Annotated in this window: 8 protein-coding genes; 3 read left to right on the plus strand and 5 right to left on the minus strand. The window is 68.4% G+C overall.

The genetic code is table 11. The features are described from left to right. The 3 genes from VGV60_05810 to VGV60_05820 form a co-directional block, all read left to right on the plus strand. On the plus strand, positions 1-2,360 hold a 2,360-nt coding region (locus VGV60_05810), incomplete at its 5' end, for a LamG-like jellyroll fold domain-containing protein (protein HEV8700769.1). Positions 2,361-2,448: 88 nt separating this feature from the next. Next, a complete protein-coding gene (locus tag VGV60_05815) occupies positions 2,449-3,540 on the plus strand; it encodes a trypsin-like peptidase domain-containing protein (GenBank protein ID HEV8700770.1) in 1,092 nt (363 codons plus the stop codon). A gap of 32 nt (positions 3,541-3,572) precedes the next feature. Beyond that, the gene (locus VGV60_05820) at positions 3,573-4,442 is read left to right on the plus strand and encodes an MBL fold metallo-hydrolase (GenBank protein HEV8700771.1); all 870 of its coding nucleotides are present in this window, start codon (positions 3,573-3,575) and stop codon (positions 4,440-4,442) included. Here the strand turns inward: VGV60_05820 and VGV60_05825 are convergent. The 5 genes from VGV60_05825 to rpsU form a co-directional block, all read right to left on the minus strand. Then, the gene (locus VGV60_05825; protein HEV8700772.1) at positions 4,439-7,522 is read right to left on the minus strand and encodes an efflux RND transporter permease subunit; all 3,084 of its coding nucleotides are present in this window, start codon (positions 7,520-7,522) and stop codon (positions 4,439-4,441) included. The genes VGV60_05820 and VGV60_05825 overlap by 4 nt on opposite strands. Beyond that, entirely contained in the window at positions 7,522-8,646 is a 1,125-nt protein-coding gene (locus tag VGV60_05830) for an efflux RND transporter periplasmic adaptor subunit (GenBank protein ID HEV8700773.1), read from the minus strand. The genes VGV60_05825 and VGV60_05830 overlap by 1 nt, the downstream gene beginning before the upstream one ends. Before the next feature lie 374 nt (positions 8,647-9,020). Further along, complete coding sequence (gene rpoD, locus VGV60_05835; protein HEV8700774.1) at positions 9,021-10,709, minus strand: RNA polymerase sigma factor RpoD; 1,689 nt, start codon at positions 10,707-10,709, stop codon at positions 9,021-9,023. 17 nt (positions 10,710-10,726) lie between these two features. Beyond that, on the minus strand, positions 10,727-12,490 hold the full coding sequence (dnaG, locus tag VGV60_05840) for a DNA primase (protein ID HEV8700775.1): 1,764 nt from the start codon (positions 12,488-12,490) through the stop codon (positions 10,727-10,729). Positions 12,491-12,508: 18 nt separating this feature from the next. Continuing rightward, positions 12,509-12,715 carry a 30S ribosomal protein S21 gene (gene rpsU, locus VGV60_05845; GenBank protein ID HEV8700776.1) on the minus strand — a complete coding sequence of 69 codons (207 nt, stop codon included), beginning with the start codon at positions 12,713-12,715 and terminating at the stop codon, positions 12,509-12,511. Positions 12,716-13,110 lie beyond the last annotated feature (395 nt).

A 13,110-nucleotide genomic window follows, 5' to 3' on the forward strand; every position in this document is an offset into this window, starting at 1 on the left:
TCGCCCACACGGCGCCGCTCTCGGGTCTCTCTCCGGCCGTCACCTACCACTACCGCGTGAAGTCCAGGGACGCCGCCGGCAACCTGGCCGTGTCGGGAGACTTCACCTTCCTGACACCGGCCGCGCCGCCGCCCCCCTCCGACTCCGAACCGGTCGGCGCCTGGCCCCTGTCCGAAGGGAGCGGGACGCTGGCCTCCGACGCCTCCGGCAACAGCTTCAACGGCGCCCTCGCCGGCGGCCCGACATGGATCGCAGGCCGGATCGGGCCGGGGCTGTCGCTCGATGGCGCGGACGACTACGTGGCGATTCCCCACGCTCCCGCCCTCGACCCGTATCCCATCACGGTCGCCGCCTGGCTCAGGACCACCGCCACGGGACTGCACGGAGTGGTCAACAAGTACGTCCCCGGCTCCCTGAATGGCTACCAGATCTTCCTGAACGGCGGCAGCCTCTGCGCCTGGTACTTCAGGGACGCGGCGAACTACGTCTGGGACGGCACCAGCTGCACCCTGGCGACCCCGGGGTTCAACGACGGCCAGTGGCACCACGTGGCGCTGGTGGTCGACGCCGCCGGCGCCCGACTGTACGTGGACGGCGCCCAGAAGGCGGCGCGCGCCTGGACCGGGACGGCCGGCCCCTCCACCACGACGGCGGAGCTCGCCCTCGGTCGCTACCCCTCCATCGCCACTCCGTACCTCCCGGGCGCCATCGACGAGGTCCGGGTCTACAACCGCGCCCTGAGCGCGAGCGAGATCGCCGGCCTGATGGGCCTCGACACCACGCCTCCGATCCTCTCCGCGGTGGCCGCCTCCAGCCTGTCCGACACGGGGGCGACCATCACCTGGACGACCAACGAGCCGGCTGACACGCAGGTCGAATACGGCTCGACGAGCGCCTACGGCTCCTCCACCTCCCTGAACGGATCGCTCCTGACGAACCATTCCCAGAGCCTGGGGGGCCTCGTCCCGAGCACCCTGTATCACTATCGCGTGAAGTCGCGCGACGCCGCCGGGAACCTGGCCGTCTCGCCAGATTTCTCCTTCACGACCCCGGCCGCTTTGTCTCCCGGAAAGCACAAGGGGCGGCCCGTGGCCTCCTGGCAGTTCTCCGAGCCCGCCGGTACGGTGGCTGCCGACTCCTCGGGCAACGGGTTCGACGGCACCCTCGTGGCCGGGCCCGCCCGGACCTCAGGCCCGATCGGCCCGGGCCTTGCGTTCGACGGCGCGGACGATTACGTCGACGTGCCGCATGCCGACGCGCTCGACCCCTACCCGGTCACGGTCGCGGCGTGGCTCAAGACCGGCGCGACCGGCCTGCACGGCGTGGTCAACAAGTACCTGCCCGGCTCTCTCAACGGCTATCAGATCTTCCTGAACCGCGGCACTCTCTGCGCCTGGTACTTCCGGGACGCCTCGGACTTCGTCTGGGACGGGACGAGCTGCACCCTGGCGACACCGGGATATTCCGACGGCCGGTGGCACCACGTGGCGTTCGTCGTGGACCCGTCGGGGGGGCGTCTGTTCGTGGACGGGGAACAGAGGGCGGCGCGCGCCTGGACCGGCGCGGCCGGGCCCGCCACCACGACCGCGAGCCTCAGCCTCGGACGCTACCCCGGAACCGCCGCGCCCTTTCTTCCGGGCGCACTGGACGACGTGCGCATCTACGACCGGGCGCTCGGCGCCGACGAGGTGATGGCGCTCTACAATCCCAACGTCGGCCTGCTCGGCTCGTGGTCCTTCTCGGAGCCGGGGGGCGAGTCGGCGGACGACTCGTCAGGCCTTGGATTCAACGGCACGATCCTCGGAGACCCGGCCCGGATCGCCGGCGCGGTCGGGGCGGCCCTTTCCTTCGACGGCCTGAACGATTCCGTCGAGGTTCCCCAAGCCTCCGTACTCGACCCGTTGCCGCTCACGTTGGCGGCCTGGATCAGGACGGACTCGGCTGGCCTGCACGGATTGATCAACAAGTACCTTCCCTCGTCCTTCAACGGTTACCAGATCTTCGTGAGTGGCGGCAGCCTGTGCGCCTGGTACTTCAGGGACGCGGCGAACTTCGTCTGGGACGGCGGCGAGTGCGGGTTGAGGGTCCCCGGGTTCGCCGACGGCGCGTGGCACCACGTGGCGTTCGTGGTGGACGCGCGGGGCGGACGGCTTTACGTGGACGGCGTCGAGAAGGCCGCGCGCGCCTGGACCGGGACGGCAGGGCCCGCCACGACGCCGGCCGGCGTGGTGTTCGCGCGCTATCCGGCGGTGGCCTCGTCCAACCTGCGCGGCGACCTGGACGAGGTGCGCCTCTACGGGCGCGCCCTCAGCGAGGACCAGATCGCGGATCTCCGGGAGGGATCGATTCCCGTCCTCTGATGGAACGCGCCCCCGTGTTGCGCCCGGCGCGCCACTCGCCGCGCGCCCGGCGCCGTGATACCTTGGAATACACGCACGGGGGACAGCGATGCCTCGACGACTTTCCCTGGTATCCGAGGACGGATCCGCGCATCCCGCGGAGGGAGCCCGTTCCGGGGACGAATCCGCCCGGGTCACCCGCCCGGACGATGCGGCCCTTCTCGACGAGTACTCGCGCACGGTCGTCCGGGTCGTGGAGGAGATCGGCCCGGCGGTCGTCAACATCGACGTCTACAAAAAGGCGCGGATGGGCCGCGCGGGGGGCAGCGCTGCCCGGGAGCGCGGGGCGCCCGCGGAGGAGCGCGAGGTGCGCGCCGGCACCGGGTCGGGGTTCATCTTCACCCCCGACGGCTTCATCCTGACGAACAGCCACGTGGTGAGCGGGGCGGCGCGCGTAGCCGTCACGCTCAACGACGGCCGGCGCCTGGCCGCCCAGATCGTGGGGGACGACCCGAACACCGACCTGGCGGTCGTTCGCGTCCATGCTCCCGGCCTGCACGCCGCCCGTCTCGGCGAGTCGCGCTCCCTGCGACCGGGGCAGCTGGTCGTCGCCATCGGCAATCCGCTCGGCTTCCAGTGCACCGTGACGGCCGGGGTCGTGAGCGCGCTGGGCCGGTCGTTGCGCGCCGGTTCCGGCCGGCTGATCGACAACGTCATCCAGACCGACGCGCCTTTGAACCCGGGGAACTCGGGCGGGCCGCTGCTCAATTCGGCCGGCGAGGTGATCGGCGTCAACACCGCGGTCATCCTTCCGGCGCAGGGGATCTGCTTCGCCATCGCCATCGACACGGTGAAGTTCGTCGCCGGCAGGCTGATCAAGGACGGAGCGATACGGCGCGCCTTCATCGGCGTGGCCGGGCAGGACGTGCCGCTCCATCGCCGCCTGGTGCGCTTCCACGCCCTGCCGAACGAGAGCGCCGTCCTGGTCTCCGCGGTCGAGCCCGGAAGCCCGGCCCGGACGGCCGGTCTCCTCGAGGGGGACCTCATCGTGGCCTACGAAGACCTGCCGGTCACGGGGGTCGACGACCTGCACCGGATCCTGACCGACGCGCGTGTCGGGGCGCGCTCGCGGATGACGATCCTGCGCGGCGCGGACCGGCTGGAGCTCGACATCGTCCCCCGGGAGGCCCCGCGCCCCTAGGAGCGCGTCGGCTCCAGCGCGGCTCGATCGACATGGCCAGGCCCGCGGACAGGCTGCCGGACAACGCCGCCGGCGAGTTCTACGTCGATCGATCCTGCATCGACTGCGACACCTGCACCCGCGTGGCGCCCGGCCTGTTCGCCCCCGCGGACGATCATTCGTTCGTCGCCCGCCAGCCGCGAAGCCCCGCGGAGCGGCTGCGCGCCCTCATGGCGCTCGTCTCCTGCCCGACCGCCTCGATCGGCACGACGCCGCGCGCCGACGTCTCGCCGGCCATCGCCTCCTTTCCCGAGCCGGTCGCCGAGGACATCTTCTTTCTCGGCTTCACCTCGGAACGGTCGTTCGGGGCCTGGAGCTATCTCGTCCGGCGCCCGCAGGGAAACGTGATCGTCGACTCCCCCCGCGCCGCGGCCCCCCTGATGAAGCGCCTCGAGGCGATGGGTGGAGCCCGCACCCTGTTCCTGACGCATCGCGACGACGTCGCGGATCACGCGGTGCTCCGCCGGCGGTTCGGCTGCGAGCGCATCCTGCACGCCGACGACGTGACCGCGGAGACGCGCGGCGTCGAGACGAAGCTTCAGGGGGGCGATCCGGTGCGCCTGGCCGACGACCTCGTGGCGATCCCGGTGCCGGGCCACACCCGCGGCCACACGGTCCTGCTCTACCGCGACGCCATCCTGTTCACCGGCGATCACCTCGCCTGGTCGCCGGCGCGCGCGGGACTGGTCGCCTTCCGGGACGCCTGCTGGTATTCCTGGACCGAGCAGATCCGCTCGATGGAGCGCCTCCTCGAGTTCCGCTTCGAGTGGGTCCTTCCGGGTCACGGATGGTGGTGGCGCGCGCCGTCCGCCGGGGCGATGCGCCTGGAGCTCGAGCGCTGCATCGCCTGGATGCGCTCCTAGATCGCGGCCGCCTCGAGACGGGGCTCCCGCTCGGAATCTTCCTCGTCCAGCGAGGGGGCGTGGGCGTGCCGGCGGGCCACCAGCACGTAGATGGACGGGACGACGAACAGGGTGAAGGCGGTCCCGATGATCATGCCGGTGACCAGCATGATGCCGATGCTGTTGCGCGCTCCGGCGCCGGGGCCCCGCGCGAAGACCAGCGGCAGGTGGCCGACCACGGTCGCCGCGGTCGTCATCAGGACCGGGCGCAGCCGGGTGCTGGCCGCCTCGATCACCGCCTGAAGCGGCATCCTGCCTCGCTCCTGCAGCTTGTTGGCGAACTCCACGATCAGGATGCCGTTCTTCGAGATCAGCCCGACCAGGGTGATCAGGCCGACCTGGCTGTAGATGTTCAGGGTCGTCAACCCGAGAAACGAGAACAGCAGCGCCCCGGACAGCGCCAGCGGCACCGAGCCGGCCAGGATGATGAACGGATCGCGGAAGCTCTCGAACTGGGCCGCCAGGACCAGGTAGATCAGGATCGCCGACAGGACGAAGACACCGAGGAACTTCCTCCCCTCGGTGCGCAGCTGCCGCGACTCCCCGGCGTAGTCGACGCTGTAACCCGCCGGCAGCAGCGTCTTCGATTCGTCCTCGAGGAAGCGCAGCGCCTTGTCGAGCGTCGCGCCCGGTGCGAGGGCCCCCTGGATGCGCACGGCGTTGAGCTGCTGGAAGCGCTTCAGCTCGCGTGGCTCGGTCGAGGTCTTGAGCGTGGCGAAGGTCGACAGTGGCACCAGGCGCCCCTGGGGGCCGGTGATGTAGATGTCCTTCAGCTGATCGGGGGTCAGGCGGTCGGCCCGCTTGATCATCGGTATGACCTTGTAGCTGCGCCCCTGGATGCTGAAGCGGTTGACGTAGTTCCCGCCCAGAAGCGTCGACAGGTCGGCCCCCGCCTGGCTCATGTCGACCCCCTGCGAGCGCATCTGGTCACGGTTGAACACCACCTCCGCCTGCGGCTGGTCGAACTTCACGTCGGTGTCGGCGTACATGAACATGCCGCTGGCATAGGCCTTCCCGACCAGCTGGCCGGCCAGCTCGGCGATCTGCGCCGGCTCGCCGGTCGATCCGACCACGAACTCGACGGGGAACCCCTGGCTCCCGGGCAGCGGCGGCGGGTTCAGGGGGATCATGCGCACGCCGGGGATCTTGGCCAGCTGGGCGGCCGCCTCCATCTGCAGCTGGGGGGCCGACTTCTTCCTCTGGCTCCAGGGCTTGAGGACCATGCCGCCGAACCCCCCGCCGGGGTTGGTGATCTGGAAGGTGATGTCGCTCTCCGGGAACGACCCGAAGACTTCGCTGACCTTGGTGGCGAACAGCATCGTCTGCTCGAGGGTCGCGTTGGCGGCCCCCTGGATGATGGCGAACACGAACCCCTGGTCCTCCACCGGGGCGAGCTCCTGCTGCGAGAACATGTAGAGCGGCGCCATGAGCAGCACGACGATCACCCACAGGACCAGGACGACCGGCCGATACTCCAGGGTGCGCGACAGGAGCCGCGTGTAGAGGGCGCGCAGGGACTCGAAGCGGCGGTTGACGACGCCGGCGAAGCCGCGCTCGGTGTCCCCCTGGTGCAGGAGCTTCGAGCCCATCATCGGCGACAGCGTCAGCGCCACGATGCCGGAGATCAGGACGGCCCCCGCGAGAGTGAAGGCGAACTCCCGGAACAGCGTCCCGGTGAGCCCCCCCTGGATTCCGACCGGGGTGTAGACCGCCGCGAGGGTGATGGTCATGGCGATGATCGGGCCGACCAGCTCGCGGGCGGCGTGCAGGGCGGCGTTCAGCGGCCGCTGGCCGGATCGCAGGTGCCGCTCGACGTTCTCCACCATGACGATGGCGTCGTCGACCACCAGGCCGACCGACAGGACGATCGCCAGGAGGGTCAGGAGGTTGACCGAGAAGCCGGCGACGAGCATCAGGAAGACGGCGCCGACGAGCGAAATCGGGATGGCGATGACCGGGATGAGGACGGCGCGGAACGACCCGAGGAACAGGAAGATCACGATGATGACGATGAGCAGCGTCTCGCTCAGGGTCTTGAGGACCTCGTCGATGGCGTTCTCGATGTAGACGGTGGAGTCGTAGCAGATGGCCGCCTTCATCCCGGCCGGCACCTGCGCCTGGATCTCCGGGAACGCCGCGCGCACGCGCTTGACCACGTCCAGCGAGTTCGAGGTCGGCAGGACCCACACCCCCATGAACGTGGCGGTCTGGCCGCCGAAGCGCACGTCGGTGTCGTAGTTCTCCGCACCCAGCACGACGTCGGCGATCTCCCCCAGCCGGACGACGACCCCCTTCTCCTCCTTCACGACGATCTGGCTGAACTCCGCGGCCGTCTTGAGATCGGTGTTGGCGATCAGGTTCACCGACACCATCGAGCCCTTGGTCCGGCCGAGGGCCGACAGGTAGTTGTTCTTCGCCAGGACGTCGCGCACTTCGGATGGCGCGATCCCCAGCGCCGCCATCCTGTCGGGCTTCAGCCAGACCCGCATGGCGAAGGTGCGGTCGCCGAGGATGTCTGCCCGCTGCACGCCGCTGATGGCGCTGAGCTTCGGCTGCACGACCCGGGTCAGGTAGTCGGTGATCTGGTTCTGATCGAGCATATCGGAGGCGAAGCCGAGGTACATGGCCGCGATCTGGGCGTCGGCGGTCTGCAGGTCGATGATCGGCGCCTCCGCCTCGGGCGGCAGGGTGTTGCGGACCTGCGCCACCTTCGCCTGGATCTGGGTCAGCGCGGCGTTGGTGTCGTAGTTCAGCTTCAGGTGCACGGTGATGGTGCTGACCCCCTGCGCGCTGGACGACTCGAGGTAGTCGATGCCGTCGGCGCTGGCGATGACCCGCTCGAGGGGCGTCGTGATGAAGCCGCGCACCAGGGAGGCGCTGGCGCCGACGTAGGCCGTCGTGACGTTGATCACCGCGATGTCGCTGCGCGGGTACTGGCGCACCGCCAGGGTGCGGATCGACTGCAGACCGGCGATCAGGATGATCAGGTTGACCACGATCGCCAGGACCGGCCGCTTGATGAACAGGTCGGTGAGCTTCATCAGTTGTCCTGTGGACTGGGGGCCGGATTGTTCGGCGGCTGGACGGTGTTGTTCACCTCGACCGCCGCCTTGTTGCGCAGCTTGAAGACTCCCGAGGTCACCACCTCGGCCCCCGGCTCGAGTCCTGAGAGGACCGCCACTTGGTCCCCCCGCGCGCCCCCCAGCTTGACGAACTTCTGGCTGACCCCCTTGTAGGCCTGCCCGTCCTCCCCCTTCATCTCCTCGACGACGAACAGCGAGTCGCCGTAGGGGGCGTAGCTGACCGCCGACGCGGGGACCGAGACGACCGGCTCCCGGGCGGCGAGGATCACCTGGACGGTGACGAACATGCCGGGGTGCAAAACCCCCTTCGAATTACGCAGGACCGCCTGCGCCTTGACGTTCCGAGTGGACTCGTCGATCACCGAATCGACCGCCGCGATCCGCCCCGCCACCTCGGTGTCGGCCGCCCCTTCCAGCGTGACGCGCACCTCGCCGCCGGCCTTCAGACGGCCGATCTCCTGCTGCGGAACGTCGAAGTTGACGTGGATCGGATCGAGCGACTGCAGCGGCACGATCGGGGTGCCGCTCTCCAGGTACTGGCCGAGATTCGCCTGGCGGATGCCGAGCACCCCCGCGAACGGCGCCCGGATCGTCTTGCGCTCGATCGTGGCGGCGACCTCGGCGACATACCCGTTCGCCTGCTTCAGCTCGGCCTCGGACGTGTCGAGCTCGGTCTGGGAGTTGATCCCTTCCTTGCGCAGGCCGCGGATCCGGTCGAGGTTCAGGCGGGCCAGCTCGAGCCGGGCCTCCGCCGCGGCGAGCTGCGCCTTCTCCTGGCTCGTGTCGAGCTCCACGAGGACGGTGCCGGCGGCGACGCGGTCCCCCGACTCGAAGGCGATCCGCCGGACCACGCCGGGGAGATCGGCGCTGACGGTCACTCCATTGATGGCCGCCACCGTGCCGATGGCGCCGAGAGACCCCTGCCATTCCTCCTGCTTGACGACGATCGTGGTGACCGCCTCGGGGGGCGGCCGGTATCCAGCGGCCCCGGCCCCGGCGCCACGCGGCCGGAACTTCACCCATCCGACGATCCCGACGAACACCGCCACGGCCAGGAGCATGAGGACCATCCGCTTCGCCATCAGAACAAGCCTCCGTCTGCATCGACCGGGAGCCCCTCCAGGGGCCGACCGGTCGCTCATTCGACCCGGCAGGGTGTTTGCGCCGAGTATTGTACAACCTGCGAGCATCGGCCGCGGAGAGGGTCTGTGACCCTCCACCGCGGTCGTTGAAGGTACGCCCAAACGCCGCTCCCGGTTGCATCCCGTTCGGCGGGGGGGCGGATCGGCCCGTTGAATCGGCGTTCCGGGGGGTGAACGGCTCCGCCGCCGGTCTCTTGACGACGAAGGTCTCCCCGCGTGCGCAGTAAAAAGGGCGGGACGATTGTCCCGCCCTGATCTCGTGCTGACTGACGGTCCGCCGGCGCGTCCCGGACGACCGCCGCCCTTCGCTTCGCTTATCCGCCCGTGCTCTCCAGGAACGCCCGCAGGCGCTGGCTGCGCGAGGGGTGGCGGAGCTTGCGCAGCGCCTTGCTCTCGATCTGGCGGATGCGCTCGCGCGTCACGGCGAAGGACTGGCCGACCTCTTCCAGGGTGTGTTCGCTACCGTCGCCTACGCCGAAGCGCATCTTGAGGACCATCTCCTCGCGGGGAGAGAGGGTCTTCAGGACCTTCTGCGTCTGCTCTTTCAAGTTGAGCTGAATGACCGCGTCGACCGGCGACGTCACCGCGCGGTCCTCGATGAAATCCCCGAGGTGGGAGTCTTCTTCCTCGCCTATGGGGGTCTCGAGGGAGATCGGCTCCTGGGCGATCTTCAGGACCTTGCGCACCTTGGCCACGGGGATCCCCATCTTCTTGGCGATCTCCTCGGGGGTCGGCTCGCGGCCGATCTCCTGCACCAGGGCGCGCGACGTCCGCACCAGCTTGTTGATCGTCTCGATCATGTGGACGGGGATGCGGATCGTCCGCGCCTGGTCCGCGATGGCGCGGGTGATCGCCTGGCGGATCCACCAGGTGGCGTAGGTCGAGAACTTGTAGCCGCGCTTGTACTCGAACTTGTCGACCGCCTTCATGAGCCCGATGTTCCCCTCCTGGATCAGGTCGAGGAACTGCAGGCCGCGGTTGGTGTACTTCTTGGCGATCGACACCACGAGGCGGAGGTTCGCCTCGACCAGCTCGCTCTTGGCGCGGGCCGCCATCGCCTCGCCGAGGCGGATCCCCTCGGCGGTCATCTTGATCTCGTCGGGGGTGGAATCCATCTCGCGGGCGATGCGGGAGATCTCCTCCTCGGCCGCGCGCACCTTCTCGCGCAGATCGCGGCGCCCCTTCGGGTCGCGGGTCAGCTTCAGCCGCCGGTGGTACGAGCGGATGTCGTCCTCCAGGTCCTTCAGCTTGCCGGCCGTCTCCTTCGACTTCCGGGACAGGTCCTTCACCTTGCCGGTCGTCATCCCCATGTCGCGGATGACGAGCCCGAGCTGCACGCGCACGCGCGCGAAGTCGTGCAGGATCTCGCGGTACCGGCGCGAGCCCTCGGTCAGCCGGGCCAGGTGCTTCTGGAGGTCTTCGATCTTCCGGCTCAGGCGCTGGATGCGCGCCATGGCGTCCAGGAGCTTCCTGCGCTTGCGCTCGGCGGCTCCCTCTTCGTCGTCGTCGGCGACCGTGATCAGGTCCTCGACGCGGATCTCCTTGTTGCGGATGCGGTTGCCGAACGCGAGAAGCTGGGCGATGGCGTACTTGCTGCGCGACAGGGCCTTGACCACGTTCTTCTCGCCGCGCTCGATGCGACGGGCGATCTCGACCTCCCCCTCCCGGGTGAGCAGGGGGACGGTCCCCATCTCGCGCAGGTACATGCGGACGGGATCGTTGGTCTTCTCGAGCGCCCCGGGAGACAGGTCGATCTTGGCCTCCTCGACCTCCTCCTTCTCGGCGGCGGCCGCCTTCTCCTCGAGCTTGGCCTTGTACTTCTCCTCCGAGTCGACCATCTCGATGCCGAGAGAGTCGAACAGCAGGAACATGTCGTCGAGGTCCTCGGGAGAATGCACCTCCTCGGGCAGCACGTCGTTGACCTCGTCGTAGAGGAGGTACCCCCTCTCCCGGCCGAGGTTGATCAGTTGCCGTACCTCTTCGTACTTCTCTTCGATACCCAAGGGAGTTCTCCTTAAGACTACGGCGATGCCTGACGCAGCGCTTCGATTCTTCGCTTCAATTCGACCTTGCGACGGAGAAGATCGTCCACGTCCGCCGCCTTCCCCCCCGACTCGAGCCGTTTCTGGATGTCGCCCATCTGCCGCTCCAGCCGCGCCGCCCGCAGGGCCATCACGCACCCGCGTCCCTCGTCCAGGGTCGCGGGGGGATGAGGCAACGCCGCGGCCCTGGTGATGATGTCCCGGGCCTCGTCGCTGACCAGCGACGCCACCCGAGGATATGTCACGTCCTCATTTTTGACCACCAGATCGCGGATGACCTTCACCACCTCCGCGATCCGGCTGATTTCCAGGTCTCCGTCTTCAATCTCCGCGAGGAGCGCGCTCCTCACGTCGTGGGCGTCCATCAGGGCCCGCAGCAGGCGCGACTCCGACTCGCTCACGATCCACGATCCGCGGGCCGCCTGAAGCGGCCCGGCCGGCAGGCTCTTGCGGCGCCCGCGCACCGCCTCCTTCAGCTCCTGCAGGACCAGCCGGTCCTCGATCCCCAGGACGCTGCCTATCATCTCCACGTGCCCGGCCCGGCTGACCGGATTGTCCAGGCGCGCCAGGAACGGCAGGACCTCGTTCAGCGCCGCCACCTTTCCCCGCGTCCCCGACAGGTCCTGTCGCGTCGCGACGTCCCGTGTCAGGAACTCGATGTACGACACCGCCGCCCCGAGCCGCTCCCGGTACCTCTCCGCCCCCTGCTCCCTGACGAACAGGTCCGGATCCTTCTTCGCGGGGAGCGACACCACGCTCACCTCGAAGCCGCTCTCGAGAAGGACCTCGAGGGAGCGCCTTGTCGCCGCCCGTCCCGCCGCGTCGGGATCGAAGTTCACCACGACGCGGTCGGTGAATCGCTTCAACAGCCGGACGTGCCCGGTGGTGAACCCGGTCCCGAGCGTCGCCACGGCGTGCACCACGCCGGCCTGGTGGAGGGCGATGACGTCCATGTATCCCTCGACCAGGATGGCGTACCCTTCCTTGCGAATCCCCTCCCGGGCGAACCCGATGCCGTAAAGGTTCTCCCCCTTGCTGAACGCCGGCGACTCGGGGGAGTTCAAATACTTCGGCTCCCCTTCCCCGAGCACCCGGCCGCCGAACCCGATCAACTCGTCCGCCAGGTTGACGATCGGGAAGATCACCCGGTCGCGGAACCGGTCGTACGTCCGGCCGGTTTCCTCCTTCTTCGCCAGCAGCCCGGCCAGGACCGCCTGCCCCTCGGCGATGCCGGCCGACGCCAGATGCCCTTTGAGGCCGCTCCAGCCGTCCGGCGCGTAGCCGATCTGGAAGCGATCGATCGTCCCCGCGTCGACGCCGCGGCCCGCGAGGTACCTGCGCGCCGTCTCCCCTCCCGGCCGCCCGAGCTGTTCCCGGAACCAGGCCAGCGCCCTCTGGTTGGCCCCCAGGACTTTCTGGCGCTCGCTGTTTTCCGGGGCGCGGGAGGCAGGCACGGTGATGCCGTACCGGGCCGCCAGCGACTTCAGCGCCTCGGGGAATTCCAGTTTTTCATAGAGCATCAGGAACTTGAAAACGTCCCCGCCGGTGCCGCACCCGAAGCAGTAGAACAACTGCTTGTCCGCGTCCACGTAAAAGGACGGGCTCTTCTCCGAGTGAAACGGGCACAGCGCCCGGTACTTCGCGCCGCTCTTCTTGAGGGGGAGGTAATCGGAAACGATCGAGCGCAGGTCGGCCTGCGCCCGAACGGCTTCGACGACATCCGTCCTGTCTCTCCCTCCCACTCTCGTGGCGACCTCCGGTCAGTCGCTGAAGCGCCTTTCCTGGGCCAGGCGCTTGAGCGCTTTCTTCCTCGCCGCCAGCGCCTTGATCTTCCTCTTCTGGCTCGGCTTGAGGTAGTGCTGTCTTTTCTTCAGCTCGGACAGCACGCCCGACTTCTCGCATTTCCGCTTGAAGCGGCGAAGAGCGTTTTCCAGCGACTCATCCTCGCGAACCCTCACGAGGGGCATTCAGTGACTCCCTCCTCTCGATCCTTGAGCAAAAATCCTTCAAAGCGAATGACACCTTGTCCGGGGCCTGGTCTCCTCGGACCCGGACTTCGAGCCCTACACCCTGCCAAAGAACCGCTGTGTTTAGTCTGACGGACCGTGGAAGTGCTTGGCCCGACAATGGATTACCAAATCCCACAGACCAACGCATGTGTAATATACGGACCACCCCCCGGGTTGTCAAGAAACAGGGGCCAGAAAGGCGAAAAATCCTGCCGGAGCGTTTCGGAGGGTGGTCGCCCTACTCATCCGCAGGGTTGCTCTGCACAATAATTGCATTCAATTATTTAGCATTGATTTATTTATTACTGACGCGGCATATCCGGCTCCGAAGCCATTGTCGATGTTCACCACCA

It is taken from the genome of Candidatus Polarisedimenticolia bacterium (genome assembly GCA_036001465.1).
GTDB lineage: Bacteria > Acidobacteriota > Polarisedimenticolia > Gp22-AA2 > Gp22-AA2 > Gp22-AA3.